General features: G+C 46.3%; 22 protein-coding genes and 1 pseudogene. 12 read left to right on the forward strand and 11 right to left on the reverse strand.

From position 1 onward, the window contains the following. Nucleotides 1-4: 4 nt before the first annotated feature. From cysW to BMW45_RS06190, 4 genes are all read right to left on the reverse strand, one after another. Nucleotides 5-814 carry a sulfate ABC transporter permease subunit CysW gene (cysW, locus tag BMW45_RS06170; RefSeq protein ID WP_092241396.1) on the reverse strand — a complete coding sequence of 270 codons (810 nt, stop codon included), beginning with the start codon at nt 812-814 and terminating at the stop codon, nt 5-7. A 6-nt stretch (nt 815-820) separates the two neighbouring features. After that, complete coding sequence (gene cysT, locus BMW45_RS06175) at nt 821-1669, reverse strand: sulfate ABC transporter permease subunit CysT (protein WP_092241398.1); 849 nt, start codon at nt 1667-1669, stop codon at nt 821-823. Between the two features lie 32 nt (nt 1670-1701). Beyond that, nucleotides 1702-2748 (reverse strand): sulfate ABC transporter substrate-binding protein, encoded by a 1047-nt coding sequence (locus BMW45_RS06180; protein ID WP_092241399.1) that lies wholly within the window; start codon nt 2746-2748, stop codon nt 1702-1704. 389 nt (nt 2749-3137) lie between these two features. Next, nucleotides 3138-4175 (reverse strand): LacI family DNA-binding transcriptional regulator, encoded by a 1038-nt coding sequence (locus BMW45_RS06190; RefSeq protein ID WP_092241401.1) that lies wholly within the window; start codon nt 4173-4175, stop codon nt 3138-3140. 233 nt (nt 4176-4408) lie between these two features. Between BMW45_RS06190 and BMW45_RS06195 the strand changes: the two genes are divergently transcribed. From BMW45_RS06195 to BMW45_RS06245, 12 genes and pseudogenes are all read left to right on the forward strand, one after another. Beyond that, nucleotides 4409-6097 (forward strand): adenylyl-sulfate reductase subunit alpha, encoded by a 1689-nt coding sequence (locus BMW45_RS06195; protein ID WP_092241403.1) that lies wholly within the window; start codon nt 4409-4411, stop codon nt 6095-6097. After that, complete coding sequence (locus tag BMW45_RS06200) at nt 6087-6398, forward strand: indolepyruvate ferredoxin oxidoreductase subunit alpha (RefSeq protein ID WP_092241405.1); 312 nt, start codon at nt 6087-6089, stop codon at nt 6396-6398. The genes BMW45_RS06195 and BMW45_RS06200 overlap by 11 nt, the downstream gene beginning before the upstream one ends. A gap of 84 nt (nt 6399-6482) precedes the next feature. Continuing rightward, nucleotides 6483-7379 carry a sulfate adenylyltransferase subunit CysD gene (gene cysD, locus BMW45_RS06205; protein ID WP_092241407.1) on the forward strand — a complete coding sequence of 299 codons (897 nt, stop codon included), beginning with the start codon at nt 6483-6485 and terminating at the stop codon, nt 7377-7379. Beyond that, nucleotides 7379-8992 carry a sulfate adenylyltransferase subunit 1 gene (locus tag BMW45_RS06210; protein WP_092241409.1) on the forward strand — a complete coding sequence of 538 codons (1614 nt, stop codon included), beginning with the start codon at nt 7379-7381 and terminating at the stop codon, nt 8990-8992. The genes cysD and BMW45_RS06210 overlap by 1 nt, the downstream gene beginning before the upstream one ends. Beyond that, a complete protein-coding gene (locus tag BMW45_RS27730; RefSeq protein WP_166433248.1) occupies nt 8982-9146 on the forward strand; it encodes a PLP-dependent transferase in 165 nt (54 codons plus the stop codon). Before BMW45_RS06210 ends, BMW45_RS27730 begins: the two co-directional genes overlap by 11 nt. Further along, nucleotides 9136-9996 carry a 4Fe-4S binding protein gene (locus BMW45_RS06215; RefSeq protein WP_092241413.1) on the forward strand — a complete coding sequence of 287 codons (861 nt, stop codon included), beginning with the start codon at nt 9136-9138 and terminating at the stop codon, nt 9994-9996. The genes BMW45_RS27730 and BMW45_RS06215 overlap by 11 nt, the downstream gene beginning before the upstream one ends. Continuing rightward, complete coding sequence (locus BMW45_RS06220) at nt 9989-10234, forward strand: sulfurtransferase TusA family protein (protein WP_092241415.1); 246 nt, start codon at nt 9989-9991, stop codon at nt 10232-10234. The genes BMW45_RS06215 and BMW45_RS06220 overlap by 8 nt, the downstream gene beginning before the upstream one ends. Before the next feature lie 31 nt (nt 10235-10265). Beyond that, nucleotides 10266-10601 (forward strand): annotated as a pseudogene (locus BMW45_RS29075) (M67 family metallopeptidase); the annotation flags it as partial. A gap of 56 nt (nt 10602-10657) precedes the next feature. Beyond that, nucleotides 10658-11452: a GntR family transcriptional regulator gene (locus BMW45_RS06230; protein WP_092241419.1), complete on the forward strand. Its 795-nt coding sequence runs from the start codon at nt 10658-10660 to the stop codon at nt 11450-11452. A gap of 221 nt (nt 11453-11673) precedes the next feature. Further along, nucleotides 11674-11949: a metal-sensing transcriptional repressor gene (locus BMW45_RS06235; protein WP_025230706.1), complete on the forward strand. Its 276-nt coding sequence runs from the start codon at nt 11674-11676 to the stop codon at nt 11947-11949. Between the two features lie 126 nt (nt 11950-12075). Beyond that, nucleotides 12076-13932, forward strand: coding sequence for a heavy metal translocating P-type ATPase (locus BMW45_RS06240; RefSeq protein ID WP_092241421.1), 1857 nt, complete (start codon nt 12076-12078; stop codon nt 13930-13932). Continuing rightward, on the forward strand, nt 13932-14111 hold the full coding sequence (locus BMW45_RS06245) for a hypothetical protein (RefSeq protein ID WP_092241424.1): 180 nt from the start codon (nt 13932-13934) through the stop codon (nt 14109-14111). The genes BMW45_RS06240 and BMW45_RS06245 overlap by 1 nt, the downstream gene beginning before the upstream one ends. 170 nt (nt 14112-14281) lie before the next feature. On the opposite strand, the gene BMW45_RS27735 is transcribed toward BMW45_RS06245, so the two are convergent. From BMW45_RS27735 to BMW45_RS06275, 7 genes are all read right to left on the reverse strand, one after another. Then, nucleotides 14282-14446, reverse strand: coding sequence for a hypothetical protein (locus tag BMW45_RS27735; RefSeq protein ID WP_166433288.1), 165 nt, complete (start codon nt 14444-14446; stop codon nt 14282-14284). 14 nt (nt 14447-14460) lie between these two features. Continuing rightward, entirely contained in the window at nt 14461-15753 is a 1293-nt protein-coding gene (locus tag BMW45_RS06250; protein WP_092241425.1) for a cytosine permease, read from the reverse strand. 35 nt (nt 15754-15788) lie between these two features. After that, a complete protein-coding gene (locus BMW45_RS06255; protein WP_092241426.1) occupies nt 15789-16274 on the reverse strand; it encodes a nucleoside deaminase in 486 nt (161 codons plus the stop codon). A gap of 217 nt (nt 16275-16491) precedes the next feature. Beyond that, nucleotides 16492-17148 carry a fructose-6-phosphate aldolase gene (gene fsa, locus BMW45_RS06260; protein WP_092241428.1) on the reverse strand — a complete coding sequence of 219 codons (657 nt, stop codon included), beginning with the start codon at nt 17146-17148 and terminating at the stop codon, nt 16492-16494. A 21-nt stretch (nt 17149-17169) separates the two neighbouring features. Beyond that, the gene (locus BMW45_RS06265) at nt 17170-17565 is read right to left on the reverse strand and encodes a cupin domain-containing protein (RefSeq protein ID WP_092241430.1); all 396 of its coding nucleotides are present in this window, start codon (nt 17563-17565) and stop codon (nt 17170-17172) included. Nucleotides 17566-17580: 15 nt separating this feature from the next. Beyond that, complete coding sequence (locus BMW45_RS06270; protein WP_092241431.1) at nt 17581-18507, reverse strand: transketolase family protein; 927 nt, start codon at nt 18505-18507, stop codon at nt 17581-17583. Continuing rightward, nucleotides 18507-19325 carry a transketolase gene (locus tag BMW45_RS06275; RefSeq protein ID WP_278320794.1) on the reverse strand — a complete coding sequence of 273 codons (819 nt, stop codon included), beginning with the start codon at nt 19323-19325 and terminating at the stop codon, nt 18507-18509. The genes BMW45_RS06270 and BMW45_RS06275 overlap by 1 nt, the downstream gene beginning before the upstream one ends. Nucleotide 19326 lies beyond the last annotated feature (1 nt).

Here is a 19326-nt window from a genome sequence, read left to right on the forward strand (position 1 = left end):
GGCTCTACCTCTCTTCCCGTTTGACACGGTACTCCACAATGTTGCGCAGGATCAGGATCAATACCGCAATCAACACCAAAATGGAGGAAACGGCAAACGCCGCAGTCAGTTTAAATTCATTGAACAGAATTTCCACATGCAATGGCAATGTGTTTGTCTTACCCCGCAAGTGACCGGATACCACCGAAACCGCCCCAAACTCGCCCAGAGCGCGTGCTGTGCAGAGAATTATACCGTACAAGAGTCCCCACTTGATATGCGGAAAGGTAACCTTGCGAAAAATCCGCAACCCCTTCGCCCCCATCAGGGCAGCGGCTTCTTCCTCATCGCTGCCCTGCGCCTGCATCAAGGGAATCAGCTCACGGGAAACAAAGGGGAAGGTAACAAAAATCGTTGCTAATACAATTCCAGGTACGGCAAATACAATTTTGATATTCCAAGTTTCCAGCAGCGGGTATGCCCAACCAATTCGCCCGAATACCAGAATAAACACCAACCCGGCGATGATGGGGGATATAGAGAATGGGATATCGATTAGCGCAGTCAACACCTGCTTTCCCCTGAATTGGAATTTAGAAATAGCCCAGGCAGCAAAGACGCCAAACAGTGTATTTACAGCGACAGAAATGACAGTGGTAAATAGCGTCAGCTTAAGTGCTTTCACTGAATAGTCATCTGTGACAGCCTGGATGAAAACCTCAAAGCCTTGACGCAATGCATATACCAACACGGTGGCAAGAGGCAATACAAGCATGATGCCCAGAAACGCCGCTCCAAGTAAAATTAAAAGCCATTTTATGATTTTCTCTTTCATCCGCTCTTACCCCCTTGCTATTTTTTGGATACGCGCCTGAATCAAATTGATACCGAACAAGAGCAGGAACGAAAATAACACCATTACAAAAGCAATTGATGTTGCAGCCGGATAGTTGAATTGTTCCAACTTGTTCATGATGATGAGCGGTACGATCTGTGTTTCGTAGGGGATATTTCCTGCGATAAACACCACGCTGCCGTATTCACCTATGGACCTGGCAAACGCAAGGCCGAAACCCGTCAGGGCCGCCGGCAGAATTTCAGGAAGTACTACTTTAAAGAAAGTATAGGAGCGGCTGGCTCCTAAAGCCTGTGCCGCTTCCTCATACTGTGGGTCCAGCTTTTCCAGAACCGGCTGAATGGAGCGTACCACAAATGGAATCCCGATAAAAATCATAGCAATCACAATTCCAATTTTCGAATAGGAAATTTCCACTCCAATTTTCGCAAACAATTTACCGATCCAGCCCTGTTCAGAATATAACGTGGTCAGCGCAATTCCTGCCACAGCGGTGGGCAGCGCGAAAGGCAGCTCAATCAAGCCATCCAATACCCGCCGCATAGGAAATTGATAACGGGTTAAAATCCAGGCCAGCAAAATGCCGAACACTACATTAACGACAGCGGCAATAGCAGAGCAGCTGAGACTGACCATATAGGCCGCTACGGTTTGTTTATCAGTAATCACTTTCAAAAAGTCGCTGAAAGTAGAATCAGAAAGAAGCAAGAATACAGAAAACAGAGGGATTAGCACAACCAAACTGAGCATCGTGATCGTAATACCAATGGAAAGTCCAAATCCTGGTATCACTCTGCTTTTCCGTTTTAAAAAAGTTTTTTCTAAATTATGCATAGTTCCCCCTGCACCCGGTGATTACAACTGTGTTACTTCTGATAAATCTGATCAAAAATCGCTCCATCGGCAAAAAATTTCTCTCTGGCAGAGGCCCAGCTTCCAAAGTCATCGTTGATATTGACCAGCTGGATATTGAGATCAAAGGTATCGCCAAATTCTTTAAGGATGTCAGGATTCGAAGGACGATAATAATTTTTCCCTTCCAACCGCTGTGCCTCGTCTGAATAGAGATATTCAAGATAAGCTTTTGCAATCTCCGCCGTTCCATGTTTTTCGGCATTGACGTCTACCACCGCAACTGACGGCTGCGCCAGAATGCTTAAGCTGGGAGTTATAATCTCAAATTCTCCGGGATGCTCTTCCACTGAAAGAAACGCCTCATTTTCCCATGCTAACAGCACATCCCCTTTTTTGTTCTCTACAAATGTAGTGGTTGCTCCGCGAGCGCCGGAATCCAGTACAGATACATTGGCGTAAAGCGCTTGTAAAAACTCCCTGTTTTTTGTTTCGTCCCCGCCATATGTTTTATCGGAAAAGGCCCAGGCAGCCAAAAAATTCCACCGGGCACCGCCGGAGCTTTTAGGATCCGGGGTGATGACTTCAACATCAGTCCCGACAAGGTCATCCCAATCCTGAATGTTTTTCGGATTTCCTTTTCGCACCAGGAAAACAATTGTGGACGTATAGGGGGCGCTTTCCTTTGGAAATTCTTTTACCCAGCCATCTTCAATCAGTCCAGCTGTACGAAGTTCATCCACATCGCCCTCCAGGGCCAGTGTTACTACGTCGGCCTCGTTGCCCTCCAATACTGATCGTGCCTGCTTGCCTGATCCGCCATGAGACTGAGTGATTTCCACTGTTTGCCCTGCTTTCTGCTCCCAATAGGTTTGGAAGAGTTTGTTATATTGTTCATATAACTCACGGGTAGGGTCGTAGGAGACATTTGTAATAGATATGGTTTCAGGGGCGTTAGAAGAGGTATCCTTGCCAGAGCAGCCCGTCAAAGCACCAAGGACAGAAACTAATAGAAGGGTCGGCTCTAAGACCCGCTTGAAAAATAAATTTTTACGTTTCATAATTGAAACACCTCATTTCACCACGATATTTTATGCCGCATCTTATTTTAAAATAATCTGAAATCACATTCGATCTTTCATGTCACAGGTTTTTCCAGCAGCTAACTGACAAGGTCATAACATTAGCAATACACAATCATACGCAGAGAAGGTTTTTTTCGCATTAGATTCACCCCCGATCTAATTACATACAAAACAAATATGTTTACTATGCATTATACGAATCAGATTCAATTTCTGCAACAGGAAATTAAGCAAACGTTTGCCAATATTGTCCCACAGACAGTGTTGGCTTACCCCCGTATTCATTATGGAGAATCTCACCTCGTCCTCTAAAACCGCCGAATCACCGAAACCGAAAAGCAGGACATCCGATTGCAATTTGTTTTTCATATGTACATTCCTTCGTTTATATTGAATACGCTTTCCCGCCGCAACAACTTATTGGGCAGGTATAATTTCAGTGGAAGCCGATGTTGTTTGTGAATGCGGCTGATCAGCAGCTGCACCGCCATGCTTCCAACTTCAGCAATTGGCATGCCTACTGTTGTCAACATGGGAGTAACATAGCTGGATAATTCAATATTGTCCATACTGATTATGGAAAGCTGCTCCGGGACCTTGATTCTCGCCTCTCTGAAACGGCGCAAGGCAGCAATAGCTGACACATCAGCTGCGCAAAAGACTGCGGTGGGCAACCCAGCTCCTGCGCGCAAAAGCAAATCCGCTCCCCGGTATCCCCCCTCGCCAGTGTGGGGGACATTACAAACCAGACGCCGGTTGTCTTCCAGTCCGCATTTACAAATCATATCACGATACGCCTGGTACCGTATTTCATCACCTGTTTCACCGATATAGCCAATCCTCCGGTGACCATAGGACACAAGGTGTTCTATGGCCATTTGTGTCGCCTCATAGCCATCGCAAATCACCTGATCCCATTCCGCATGTATTAAATTCCGTCCTACATAAACTATATTTTTGTAATGACACTCCAGGAATGCTGTTGCTGCCTCACTGAACCGTCCCAATACAATAGCGCCATCCACATTTGCCGATTCAATTTTTTCAAGGGTAGGGATCATTTTGATATCAAGAACTGAATAAGAGAGCCGTACAGGATAGTTTCGTTCCATCGCCTGCTGTTCAATGACTTGCGCAAGCTGAGCAAAAAAGGGGTCATCATCCAAAGTCTTCGCTCTCCCTAAAATGCAGGCAAAGGTTCCGGCCGGTATTTGCTGTACCCCGGTTTTCCCCCTTTTCAAATTTCTCGCACTCTGGTTCGGCATATAACCTGTTTCCTTGATGACAGCCCATACCCGGTCTTGGGTCTCCTTGCGGGCGAAACTCCCGTCCGCTGAATTGATAATTCTGGAAACCGTGGACACAGAAACCCCGGCGCGCGCTGCAACTTCTTTTAATGTCATGCTGCTCCCCCCCCTTCTTTAATTCTTTAGCATATTATATCTATATGTTTTGTATGATATACAATTAAATATTAAAAATCAAGATAAATCTTGTGTAACGTTTGCGTCAGCTTATGCCATGATTTTACAGATTTTCTTGTGTAACGATTGCGTAATTTGCTCTGGATTTCCATCTTTAGAACAGGTAAAATGAGTCATATCATATATTTCCCATAGATAAAGTAGGTGATTTCATGGAACAGGTAAATAAAATGCTTCGTACGGAATATTTAGAAACAGATTTTTTGATCATTGGCGGCGGCACGGCAGGGTGCTATGCTGCCTTGACATTCAGTGAACAAAGCTGCGGCCATATACTGATTACCGATAAAGCAGATATACGGCGCAGCGGCTGCCTGGCCGCAGGAGTCAACGCAATCAACGCATATATCGTGCCGGGAAAAACGCCTCAGGATTATGTGGATTACGCCCGTAACGACGCACAAGGGATTGTGCGCGGTGACTTACTTTTGACAATGGCTGAGAGACTGAACCGGACAGCGCAAAAACTGGAAGGTTTGGGGCTTACGATACTCAAGGATGAAAAAGGCGGGTATACCATACGCGGCAATCGAAATATTAAAATAAACGGAGAAAACATAAAACCGATTTTGGCTGATGCCGTGTCAAAGAAACCGGATATTACAGTGATGAACCGTGTCAACGTGTTTGAGTATCTTGTGAAGGATAATCTCATTCAGGGTGCCTATGCCGTCAGCATAGATGAGCCGGTGCTGTACGTCCTTACGGCCAAAGCAGTACTCTGTGCCACCGGCGGCGCGGCAGGCTTGTACCGCCCCAACCACCCCGGATTTTCCCGGCACAAAATGTGGTATCCTCCCTTCAATACCGGTGCCGGGTATGCTATGGGGATTCTGGCAGGTGCTGAGATGACCACTTTAGAAATGCGCTTTATCGCCCTGCGCTGCAAAGATACGATTGCGCCTACAGGAACACTGGCTCAGGGTGTTGGTGCAAAGCAGATCAATTCACTGGGAGAGATTTATGAACAGAAATATGGATTGACCACCTCTCAGCGCCTGCATGGAACGATGACAGAAAACCGTGAAGGCCGCGGTCCTTGCACCCTGCGTACCATGGGGATCACAGCAGAACAGGATGAGGATTTACAGAGAGCGTATCTCAACATGGCGCCAAGTCAAACTCTAAGATGGCTGGAAAGCGGTGAAACACCCCGCATCAAGAATGTAGAAATTGAAGGAACCGAACCCTATATCGTCGGAGGACACACAGCCAGCGGCTATTGGGTGGATACCAATCGCGAAACTACCATAAAAGGGCTGTTTGCTGCCGGAGATGTGGCCGGAGGGTGTCCGCAGAAGTATGTAACCGGCGCGTTTGCAGAGGGGGAGATTGCAGCGAATTCAGCGGTTTCATACATAAGCAGAGAGGCAGCGCTTCCGGACGCCGGGCAAGTCCGCGAAAAAAAACTCTGGCTGGAGCAATTTCTAAGCCAGGAGAAAGCCAGTGTTACAACAGACGGGTTGGAAGAAAAGATGCAGTCCGTCATGGATCAATACGCTGGAGGTATTGGCTCCGACTACCGGTTTTCTGAAGACTCCCTCCGCATAGCCGATGGAAAGGTTCTGGACATCCAAAGGCAGGCAAACGCTCTGGCAGCGTCGGATATGCAAGAACTTGTATACATTCTGGAGCTGCGCGAACGATTAATCCTCTGCCGGTCAGTGATTGCCCATTTGGCAGCCCGCCGGGAAACCCGCTGGCACAGCTTTGCAGAAAACACCGATTATCCGGACATCAGTTCCGAAATGGAGTGCTATGTCAATTCCAGGTTTGAGAGCGGCAATTTGAAGATTCTCTTCCGGCCGCTTGTTGGGGAGGGAGAAGCATATGAGCATTAAAATAAGGTCAGAGAAATGTATTGGATGCGGCCGGTGCCTCGGCATCTGTCCCGGCAGCCTGATTCGCCTGCAACGGGAAAAAGCGGAAATTTTAAGGCCGGAACGTTGCTGGGGCTGCGCTTCCTGTCTCAAGGAATGTCCGGTACAGGCCATTGCGCTCTATCTGGGCGAAGATATCGGCGGGCTGGGCGGCCGGTTTACCATCCAGCGAACCGGTACCCAGCTGCACTGGACACTCACAAAACCGGATGGCAGCACAAAAACGCTAACGGTAGACAGCCGCAGCGCCAACAAATACTAGACGCTTTTACCTATTTTAAAGACACAGGTAAGCGGACAATTTATCGGTAAGGAAACTGATTATATCAAGAGAGGAGAGATCCCCATGTCTCTGACACATTTAGATCAATTGGAAGCTGAGGCTATCTATATTTTTCGTGAGGTAGCCGCTGAGTGCGAACGCCCGGTGATGCTTTACTCTATCGGAAAGGATTCGTCGGTGATGCTTCATCTGGCCCTGAAGGCTTTCTACCCGGAAAAGCCGCCCTTCCCATTTCTGCATATCGACACCAGCTGGAAATTTCGTGAAATGATTACATTTCGTGACCGGCGCACAAAAGAACTGGGCATCAACATGCTGGTCTACCGAAACGAAGAGGCGATCGCGCAAGGAATTAATCCCTTTGACCATGGCGCCGCCTACACCGATATTATGAAGACGCAGGCGCTCAAAGACGCGCTTACCAAATATCAGTTCACGGCTGCCTTTGGCGGCGGGCGGCGGGACGAGGAAAAATCCCGGGCAAAGGAGCGGATCTTCTCTTTCCGGAACGAATCCCACGCATGGGATCCCAAAAATCAGCGCCCAGAGATGTGGAAATTATACAATACGCAGATTGGTAAAGGTGAAAGCATGCGCGTCTTCCCTATTTCCAATTGGACAGAGAAGGATATCTGGCAATATATCCGGCGGGAAAATATCGACATTGTGCCGTTGTATTTTGCAAAGGAACGTCCTGTCGTTTATCGGGAGGGAAACATTATCATGGTAGACGATGACCGGATGCGTTTAAGTCCAGGGGAAGTTCCGCAGCTCAAAAAAGTCCGATTTCGCACACTCGGCTGCTACCCGCTCACCGGCGGAGTGGAATCCGAAGCTGATTCACTGGATGCAGTAATCAAAGAGACGCTGGCCTCGGTCACAAGTGAACGCACCAGCCGGGTCATTGATAATGAGGCGGCCGGCAGCATGGAGCGTCGGAAACGGGAGGGGTATTTTTAATGGGCAGTACAGAAAACGGGCTTTTGAAATTTATTACCTGCGGCAGTGTGGACGACGGTAAATCCACCTTGATCGGGCATATTTTATACGACTCAAAGCTGCTTTATGCGGATCAGGAGCAGGCACTGATTCTGGATAGCCAGGTGGGAAGCAGGGGCGGCGCAATCGACTATTCTCTGCTGTTAGATGGTCTGATGGCGGAACGCGAACAGGGAATCACGATTGATGCTGCTTACCGTTACTTTACAACCAATGCCCGCAGCTTTATCGTAGCCGACACGCCGGGACACGAAGAGTATACCCGGAATATGGCAGTGGGCGCCTCTTTTGCGGAGCTCTCGGTCATTCTGGTAGACGCATCCCAGGGCGTGCTGGCACAAACCCGCCGGCATACCAGAATCTGTTCTTTGATGGGGATACGCTTTTTCATTTTTGCCGTCAACAAAATGGATTTGATTTCCTATAGCTGGAAAAAATTCAACGAGATATCGGAAGATATCGTGACTCTGTGCGAGGAATTGTCGCTGGAACATGTGGTCATCATCCCAGTTTCAGCAACAGAAGGAGACAATGTAACCAGACATTCGGAAAATATGCCGTGGTATCAAGGCAAAACACTGCTCTCCCATCTGGAAACAGTGGATATTTCCGGTGAACAGCCGGAAGCAGGCTTTTATATGCCAGTGCAGCGGGTTTGCCGTCCCGACCATAGCTTTCGAGGGTTTCAGGGGCAGGTGGAGGCAGGCCGGGTATCAGTTGGCGATCAGCTGACGGCCTTGCCAAGTGGAGAACATGCTCTTGTAAAATCCATCTCCATTGCCGGGAAAATTGCAGCAGCGTCGTCTGTGGGGCAGCCGGTCACCATTCAGCTTGACCGGGAAGTGGATGTCTCCCGCGGCTGTGTGCTGGTTAAAGACGCGGGTCTCAAGCTGGAAAGGACCTTTGTTGCCACGCTTCTATGGATGGATGAAGAAAAGCTGATTCCCGGGAAGGAATATTTACTCAAACTGGGTACAAAGTTAAGCCCGGCCGTTGTTACGGGTATCCAGCATAAAGTGGATATAAACAGCGGCGCATTGCTGCCCGCCGAATCAGTGGGCAAGAATGAAATACTGCGCTGCGAAATCTCATTGTCAGAGCCTATTGTATTGGATAAATTCAAACGGCATAAAAGCCTGGGAGAGTTGATTTTAATCGACAGAGTGAGACACGCTACGACCGCCTGCGGCGTCATTGAAGAGACAGATGAACAAAAACAAGAGGATGTCCTCCTGCGGGCTGGAGAAAAAAAGCTGGTCATTCGGCTGTTTGATTATTTTTATTACCATCCGGGCATTCATGCTGTGCTGCGCCATAGCCCTGATCCGGCGGTTTATGAAGTGGGAGATGCGCTTCCTTTGAAAACCGATCGGTTTGATTATCCTCTTGATTTTGATCTGCCCTATGATAAGGAGTTCGCACGCATTCGTCAGGGAGTTTTTGTGGGATTCGGTGCTCGTGATGAAAGGACACCGCTGATTGATGCTAACGGCATTCAGACAGAGGGAGAACTGCCCCGTAATTTAGGAAAATACCGCCGTGTGCTGATTTGGGAGGATGCTTATGAAATTTAACACCAGGCTTTTACACGGAGCATTTCCTCCTGATCTGCAGGGCGCAACACTTCCCCGTGTCAGCGTTGGGCTGGAAGATATTGAAGATTTAAAAGAAGATTTTGCACAGGCAATTTCAAAAATAAATGAAAGCGGGGATTATTATGGCGGTTAACTATAAAGAATTGAAAAACGGCGGATTTATGCGGCAAGTGCAGAAAAACCATTTCTCCTTGCGGCTAAAGGTTGTGGGCGGCAATCTGACAGCTGCTCAGCTGGCAGTGATTGCCGCAATCAGCCAGAAATACGGGGATGGGCATGTCCATCTTACATCCCGTCAAGGCATAGAGATTCCTTTTATTAAGCTGGAGAATGTGGATACAGTCAAAGCGGAGCTGGAAGATGGCGGCGTGAACACCGGCGTGTGCGGTCCCCGCGTGAGAACCGTTACAGCCTGTCAAGGCAACGCCATTTGCCCATCTGGCTGCATTGATACTTATCCTCTTGCGGTAGAAATTTCAGACCGCTATTTTGGACGGGAACTGCCTCATAAGTTCAAGTTTGGGGTGACCGGCTGTATGAACAATTGCCTCAAAGCAGAGGAAAATGATCTGGGCATAAAGGGCGGCTATACAGTGGAATGGATTCAAGAGGCTTGCACCCTATGCAATGTATGTACCAAAGCCTGTCGGGAAGGCGCTCTCACCCAAGCAGACGGCAAAATTCTCCTGGATCGTGATAAATGCAGCAACTGCGGCCGCTGCGTCAAATCCTGTCCCTTTGACGCCTGGAAAGGCGAGCCGGGATATCTGGTTTCCTTTGGGGGGACCTTCGGCAACCTGATTGCCAAGGGACAACAATTTTTGCCCATCATCCGCGATAAGGAAACCTTATTCCGTGTAACTGATGCGGCACTTGATTTTTTCAACAGGAATGCAAAACCCAGCGAACGATTCCGGGTTGCCATTGAACGCACTGGCTGGGACGAATTTAAACGCGAAATGGAGGCTGCTTATAATGGCTGATTTTGATATAAATGAGACACTGGATATCACAGACGTTGTCTGTCCGGTCACCTTTGTCAAAGTAAAAGTGGCACTTGAGGAGTTAGACGAAGGACAAATCCTGTCCATTCGTTTAAACGACGGCGAACCGGTGCAAAATGTTCCCCGCAGTGTAAAAGAAGAGGGACATCAAATTTTGCGTCTGACAGAAAATGAAGACGGAACCTATAACCTGATCGTGCGAAAGGCTGGAGAATAGTTGATATAATCCCGACCAAAGCCCGGAGCATTTCTCCATTGACCCAAAAGAGCATCTCTCCGCGATCAAGGATATGCGCGTGAACAGTTGGCTACCACTTGGGAATTTCCATTCTCACCCATCTACTCCAGCCAGACCCTCAAAAGAGGATATCAGGTTGGCCTATGATCCTTCCGCGAGCTATTTGATCCTCTCCCTGGCAGAAGATATACCAGTGTTGAAAGCGTTTGGCATTACCGGAGATGTGGTGGCGTATTTCAACCCTGATTTTCTGCATAATTTAATAAAGCCTTTAAGATTAACTGCTGGATTGGTTGCCATAAACCTTAAAACTCAGACGTCTGTTTACAATATAATTCTGTCATGATAAAATGTAATCAACGATATTCCTGCTCTTAACTCAATATATGATGGGGGGATTACATGACCAAAGAAAGCAAGGAGCCAAGACCACGGCGTATACAAAAAACAGATTTAAAAACACAGGTAGAAACAGAGCTGCTGCATTTCATCAAGCAGATGGATCTATCGGTGAATAATAAACTGCCCCGGGAAGAAGAACTGTCCAGAATGCTGGGAGTCAGCCGTATCACTCTGCGTAGCGTCCTGGATGACTTATCTTCAAAAGGAATGATATTCCGCAGACATGGAAGGGGAACCTTTATCAATAACAGCTTTTTTGAAATGAAAGTCAGCTTTAATCCCGTCATGCATTTTGTAGACATGATAGCTAACAGCGGCTATAAACCCAGAGTAGAAATGATCCGCCATGACATCATCAAGGCGGACAGGGATGTGGCCAACCACCTTGAAATGGCGGAAGGCGGCCTGGTTCTTATCTGTGACAAGATATTCTATGCTGATAAGCAGATATGCGCTGTCACAAGGGATTATATCCCATACTCCTATCTCAATGGAGTGGATATGGCTGAGCTGGACATTTTTGTTGATTCCGTGTTTTACTTTATGTATAAGACCACAGGAAAAAAGCTGGAGTGGGATAAAGTAGAACTGAATGCTGTATACAGTAAGGACGTGGAACTGTTAAATGGACTTCTGGAACGGTCTGGCATCCCTCCAAAGGCATTTCTCCTTCTAAAGGGCATGAATTATGACGAGGATGGCACGGCCGCTGTATATGCCTGGGAATATGTGGACACCACCATATTAAAATATAGCCAAATACGCAAGAGGCTTCTGCACTATGAGGAAATTTAGAATTTGCAGCATATATAAAAACAAGCGGCCCGGAATGAAAGCCTTGAAACGCGTTCATTCCGGGTCAATTTATTTTTCTTCTTTCGGCCAATGTACACAGTTTTTTTATCATGCGGTTAAATATCTTATTCGTCTGTAACGCACAATGCCATTGGATTGACGTAAGAAGTTAAGTATGATATTCTTATTTTATGCCCCTATAGGTATAAGGAGGTGGAAGAATGCGCCAGTGTATGGATGCAGATAATCTGCATCGTCGGTTAAATAAGATCATGGGTCAAATCAAGGCGATCGATAAAATGATAGACGAGGACATTTCATGTGAGGATATACTCATTCAGGTCAATGCGGCTAAAAGCGCTTTGCATAAGGTCGGACAAGTGATTCTGGAAGGACACTTAAATCATTGTGTAAGAGAAGGGATCGAACATGGGGACGCCGATAAAACGATAGAAGAATTTGCAAAGGCCATTGAGCACTTTTCTCGTATGAGCTAAAAGAATATGTATCTGAGAATCAGCAACCGAAATTCGGTTGCTTTTTTATTGACAAGAGTATACCTATGGGGGTATACTCTTGTTGTGTGTACGTATACCCCCATAAGTATATAAGGAGTGATTTATTTGTTAATATTTTTCAAAGATAGCGAAAAGCGGACAATACTGTTTCTCTGCCTTTCGGCTATTTCATTACTAGTCAGTTTCTTTGACATAGGATCGTTACCCGTTAATGCGGCATGGGTTGCCATCCTGCTTTGCGGCATTCCCATCGTGAAGGGAGCTATTGCCGGGCTTGTTACAGAGCTTGATATTAAGGCAGATGTATTGGTGTCAATTGCTCTCCTTGCTTCGGTTATGATTGGTGAAATATTTGCGGCTGGCGAAGTTGCCTTTATTATGACAATTGGCGCGTTTTTAGAAGAACGGACGGTTGCCAAAGCTCGGGCTGGAATTGAAAAGCTTGTTCATTTAACTCCTGCCACGGCAAGGGTTATTCTGAACGGAGAAGAAATCACTCTCCCCGCCGGGCAGGTCAATGTTAACGATATCCTACGTGTATTGGCAGGCGAAACAATTCCTGTGGACGGCATCATTATGAAAGGACAAACTTCCGTTGACCAGTCCGTGATGACAGGAGAATCTCTTCCTGTTGACAAAGGTGAAGGCGATGAGGTAAAGAGTGGAACCGTTAATCAGTTTGGAACCTTCGACATGCAGGCGCAAAAGGTTGGTGAGAATAGTTCACTGCAACGCATGATTCACCTTGTAGAATCAGCGGACGCTGGAAAAGCCAAAATTGTTGGAATAGCAGACCGATGGGCTACATGGATTGTGGTTATCGCCCTTGCTGCCGCCGCAATTACATGGGTTGCAACAGGCGAGATTATTCGCAGCGTTACCATTTTAGTTGTTTTTTGCCCTTGTGCGTTAGTATTAGCCACACCAACAGCAATCATGGCAGGTATCGGCAATGCCACAAAATACGGAATTCTTGTCAGTCAGGGAGACGCGCTGGAACGATTGGCAAACGTAACGCGTATCGCCTTTGACAAAACAGGTACGATTACATATGGTAAGCCAGCCGTCGTAAAGGTTCAAAGCTGTTCTTCTATGATGACCGATGAACAATTATTCCAGGTTGCCGCAGCTTTGGAGTTAAGGTCGGAGCATCCACTAGGAAAAGCGATTGTGGCAAGCTATAAAGATACATACGGGAAGCTGCCTGCTGATCCGGATTCGTTTCAGCTTTTGGCAGGGCGTGGTGTATCTGCTCTGGTAGACGGACATCCGTTTTTTGCCGGAAATGAAGCCCTTGTCAGGGCCAATGGTCTCACCATTCCTGACAGCTTGCTCGAGAGCGGGGAATACCTCAAATCTGAGGGAAGTACCATCATCTATGCTATGAATGAAGAGAATGTGTTTGGCCTGATTGCACTCTCCGATACGATTCGTCCCGATGCCGCCGAGGTCGTAAAAGCGATAGCAGCCGCTGGCGTAAACACCGTTTTGCTCACAGGCGACTCACCGCAAGCTGCTGATCACATAGCAAAAATCGCGGGAATTAGTGACATACAATCCGATTGCCTGCCGGAAGATAAGCTGAACGCAATCAGGCGATTTCAGGAAAACGGGGAGCTTGTCTGCATGGTTGGCGACGGGATCAATGATGCCCCCGCCTTAAAGACTGCCCAAGTCGGTATCGCAATGGGCGGCATAGGAAGCGATATTGCAATCGAAGCGGCGGATATTGCCCTTGTGGGTGATGATATACGGCAAATCCCGCACCTGCTGATGTTATCTAAAAAAATAATGCACACCATCAACTTGAATCTTGCGGCATCTATGATACTCAACTTTGTCGCAATCGCGCTGGCTATTACCGGAATTCTCAATCCTGTTGTAGGCGCTCTTGTTCACAATGTAGGTTCCGTTGCAGTTATTATCAATTCATCATTACTTTTGAAATGGAGGGAAAAATAGTGAAAGAATTAATTTTGTTTGCTCTATTTTTAACCGTAGGAATAGGTGTGCTGATTGCAGGAATCGTGTACATGCGTAAAGATAAGCACGACCTTGAATCCGTTAAGATTTACCGTGTGATATCCATCATAGGGGCGGTCATAACGGTCAGTTCCGTATTGTATCGGTTATTTGTCTGAATACGAGCCATTGCTCAGGGCCAAGTTGGCCAACAGATGGGAACGGCAAGATGTACCGTTATCGGTGCATCCTGCCGTTCCCATCTGTTGGCTGTCTGTCACGTTTTTATTGTTTCTGTAGTTGCTTCATTCTGACCCCTGTCCATGCAGCCTCTTTTGTAACTGCTTAATTATGGCTGCCACTTGGCGTAGCCATATATCATTATGAAAATGCTCACCACAAGAAGCACATTCCCAGTGAATATGTATAACGGATTCTCAGCCAGACAAGCCATAAATGATCCGATTCCCATAATGATTGTTCCCACCAAGGCGCTTAATTTATATCTGTTCATATAACTCCCTCCTTCTACGCTTCTTCAGCCAGATTACCGGCCGCCTGCTTGTTGGTTACAGCCATCAATACCGTATAAATAATGCCTCCCAGTATCATTCCGTTCAGCGACGGAAGTCCGAAGGGAATGATGTATACCGCAACGATACAAACAGCCCAGGTAATCCAGGGAACCGGATTCCATTTGGAGAAGGAGGCTTTGTCAAATTCTTCGTACCGTCCCTTGTGAACCAGGAAATAGTCAGCAAGGATAATTCCGGATAACGGCGGAACAATTGTTCCAAGTATATTTAAGAAACTGAACAGGAAACCGACCTCATATGGCCTTGTAAGGGTTGCAATCGCAGAAAGAGCCAGAAGAATTGCCAGCATTTTCTTTCTTTCCATCTTAAATGCATTGGATAGATTTAAGGAGGTAGAATAAAGGTTTGCGGCATTGGTTGTAAAAATGTTGGTGGTCATAAGAATTAAGCTGGGAATCACCAGCCCAAAGCTTAAGAGAATAACGGTCAAGTCACTGTTCTGCATAGCAATAGCTGCAATTGCGCCGCAGATGATCATGAGGATGTTGCCGCCTAAAAGGCCTGTAAGAGTTGCAGATACGGCTGTCTTCGTATCCTTGGCATAACGCATGATATCTGCAATACAGGTGGCAGTAGAAAGCACCCATGTTCCGATAACGGCTGTAATTCCTGAAAACAGGGGCATATTTTCACTTGGAATATAGGTAAACAGAGCCTCTGCACCGCCCATAACACCCAGAGAACGAATGGCAGTGGCAATGGACAGGAATACAATTGCCGGGATGGCTATGTATCCTAAGATGGCAATTGCCTGTATACCAAACATAGCGAAAATTCCCATGACAATGGCACTGGCAGCCATACAGATTCCTTCCCCTACCCAGCCAAAATGGAATACCTGAGCTACAAAGTGGCCGTAAGTAGCTGCCTGAATGGTATACCAGCCAAAATTCACTACCGGTACAAAAATTGATGCAGCCTTGGAACCGCTGGAACCAAAACTATAGCGGGTGAGCAGGGCAAACGTAAGCCCTGTTTTGCATGCAATAATACTGATCAATACAGCAATGATGCTTAAGAAGATATTGCCCCCCAACGTAGCAATGATAATCCCCTTAAAATCCAGTCCGGCTGCAAGACCCCCTCCTGCCATCATGCTGGTAATAACAAATACAAATCCTGTCCAAATAATTGTAAGACTGAAATAGCTCTTCCGCTCACTTAATGGCACGGCGCAGCGGGAATATTCTGTGTCAGCCTGTTGACTTTGATTTTTCTGCTCCATATCGAAACCCTCCTGATGATCAATTAATTAATTAATTAATTATTCCAATACCCCTTATGGACTTCCGCTATCTCTTCTACCAGCTCCGGAAATGGTCCAACAACTTCAATCTTTTTCTGTCCTCTTGCAAATACTTCACGACAAGGCAGGTCAAACGTAGGATTCTGAGGATCTGCGCCTGTATGTGCCAGCAGATCTTTCTCTGTCATCCCGTACACTACCCTGCCGATACCTGCCCAGTAAATAGCTCCTGCACACATGGCGCATGGTTCTGCCGTTGTATAAAGAGTGCATTCCCCTAGAATATCTTTTGAATATAATTGAGATGCTCTCTCTGCTACCTGTGTCTCAGCATGACCCGTACATTTCCCTTCGGTAATCTCAACATTTGGCTGCTCCAGGAGAATGCTTCCATCCTTTCCTGCAAGAATTGCTCCAAAGGGGGTGTTGCCCGCTTCCCTTGACTGGCGGGATATCTCCGCGCAACGCTTTAAGTTTTTCACGTCAATCTCGTAATCCATATTAGACCTCCTGTCGTATAAGGTAATACCTTATATCTTGTTTATGATAGTAATTTAACATATATTAGAAGTGCTGTAAATAACAAAAACGCTAAATTACACAAAATGATATTGTGCAAATTAACCAAATCAGATCCTTATATATTTTCCCAAGAAATATGAAAAACGTTGCAGAATGCCTTGACAATTTCGTCATTCCGCAACGTTTTTCATATTTTTATTCTTCTCCAAATACTGCCTTATAATCAGCTTGGAATTTAGCAATCCCCTGAGTGGTAAGCGGGTGATTTACCATCTGTTCCAATAACTTGTATGGAACAGTTGCAATATCAGCACCAGCTTTGGCGCAATCAATTACGTGAATAGGATTGCGAACGCTGGCAGCAATGATTTCTGTTGTTATCTGATGCCTTTTAAAAATCTCTGTTATTTCTTCAATGAGAATAATTCCTTTCATGGAAATGTCATCAAGACGCCCTAAAAACGGCGAAACATAGGAAGCTCCTGCTCGAGCAGCCAAAATTGCCTGTGCAGCAGAAAATACCAGTGTTACATTGGTCTTTATTCCTTCTTCATTTAAAACCTTGACAGCTTTCAGTCCCTCTGTTGTCATCGGTATTTTAACAACCATATTGGGATGGATTGCTGCGATTTCCCTACCTTCCAGTATCATCCCTTTGGCCTCAACGGTAGTCGCCTTCACTTCTCCACTAATAGGCCCTTCCACCATCGCAGTGATTTTCTTAATAACCTCTTTAAAATCTCTTCCTTCTTTTGCAATCAGGGACGGATTGGTGGTCACTCCGCAGATGATTCCCATTTCATTTGCTTTCCTAATATCTTCAGTATTGGCCGTATCAATATAAAATTTCATACTATAATTCTCCTTAACTTACTAGGCCAGATTTCTTATCTTAGCGATTTGTTCTTCAGCCAGCTCTAAAATATCACTGTTATTCATAGAAGTATTGGAATCTTCAATTAAAATCATTTTAGTATCCTTCTGGGTGATGGTATTATGCCACAAGGTTGCCGGAATGTTATATACCTTATTAGGCTGCATGTTAACCACACCAAATTCCAGTCCTTTTTCTGATTCATTGGCATAAGCAAGAGTGCACGCTCCTTCTACTAGCACAAAAAGCTCATCCGTTTTATTATGCCTCTCCAGGCAGTCAATTCCTGTGACATCATTGGCCGGTTTCCAATTTTTGATGCCAACGGTCCATTTTTCATTCTCAAATACTCTCTGCATTCCTTCGCCCCCAAACTCGTAAACGGCGATGTCCATGATTATATCCTCCCATTAATCCAGTATATTTCTGCATGCTTCCGCCACATGTTCGGCGGTGAGTCCATAAGTTTCAAAAAGTTCTTCCGGCTTTCCGGATTTGCCAAACTTATCCTGTATTCCCAGTGCCGCAAATCTGGCTCCCATATGTCCGGCCAGGACCTCTGCTACTGCTGATCCAAGCCCGCCGATCACAGAATGTTCCTCTATCGTCACTATGCCTTTGCAGGTTTCATTCATTTTTAAAATGATGTCTTTATCAATAGGTTTGATGGTATGCATATTCACAACCGCTGCATGAATGCCCTCCTTCTCAAGCTCTTCGGCTGCCTTTAATGCCTGAGGAATCATCAGACCACAGGATATGAGGCAGACATCATTCCCTTCTTTCATTACATTGGCTTTTCCCGGTATAAACGGCGTCTCCAGGTTTGTAATATCCTTGCAAACCGGTCTTGCCACCCGAATGTATACTGGACCGTTTATTTCAGCCGCAGCCATCACGGCTTTCTCTGTTTCCGTCGGATCACAGGGAACAAAGATGGTCATATGAGGCATTTCCCTCATAAGCGCAATATCTTCAAAGGATTGGTGGCTTCCGCCATCTTCTCCTACGGAAAGACCGGAATGGGAAAAACCGAACTTCACATTTGCATTGGTATAGCAAATGGAATTACGGATCTGTTCATAGGCCCGTCCTGCCCCAAATAATGCAAAGGTACTGGCAAAAGGTATGTATCCGGTATTTGCAAACCCCGCTGCAGCACACATCATATTTGCTTCTGCAATTCCCATGTTATAGAAACGCTCCGGATACTTTTCCTGAAACATACAGGTCTGGGTGGCATGTGCCAGATCTGCATCAAGTACCACTACCTTTTCATTCTCCGCACCTAACTTTACAAGAGATTCTCCATAAGCAACCCTCAGTGACTTCCCCATTACTCTACCTCCTGCTCTTTCATTGCCTGGGCAAATTCTTCTGCATTCATTGGTCTTCCGTGCCAACCATACTGGTTTTCCATAAAGGAGACTCCTTTTCCCTTTATGGTATTACAGCAGATAAACTTCGGCTTACCTGTTACCAGTACCTTTAAGGCTGCTGTTATGGCAGAAATATCGTGTCCGTCTACTTCGAAGCATTCAAATCCGAAAGCTTCATATTTTTTCACAATGTCTCCAAGGCTCATGACTTCTGCATTGCATCCGTCAATCTGCAGCTTATTATAATCCAGCAGAAACGTAAGATTATCAAGCTTAAAATGAGCCGCCGCCATGGCCGCCTCCCATACAAGCCCTTCCTGACACTCCCCATCCCCAAGGACTGCATACACGTTATAGGATGCATCCCCATGTTTAGCAGCTAGAGCCAAGCCCATTGCCAGAGATGCCCCCTGGCCCAGAGAACCGGTATTCATATCGACTCCCGGAGTCTTTGTACAATCCGGATGTCCTTGCAGATGGCTGTTAATCTGTCTTAAGCCTGCTAAATCTTCCTTGGGAAAATACCCTAAATCCGCCAATACCGCATACAAAGCAGGGCATGCATGGCCTTTGCTCAATACCAGACGGTCCCTGTCCGATTTATCCGGATCCTTTGGGTCCACATTCATCACCTCATAATAGAGTGCCATCAGTATCTCAACGCAGGATAAGGATCCTCCTGGATGCCCGGACTGACAGGCAAATAACATTTTAAGAATTTCTGCTCGCAGTTCTTTTGCTTTCTTATTGTATTGCATACTTTTTTTCCTCCTTATA

This window comes from Lacrimispora sphenoides (assembly GCF_900105215.1).
Classification (GTDB): Bacteria; Bacillota; Clostridia; order Lachnospirales; family Lachnospiraceae; genus Lacrimispora; species Lacrimispora sphenoides_A.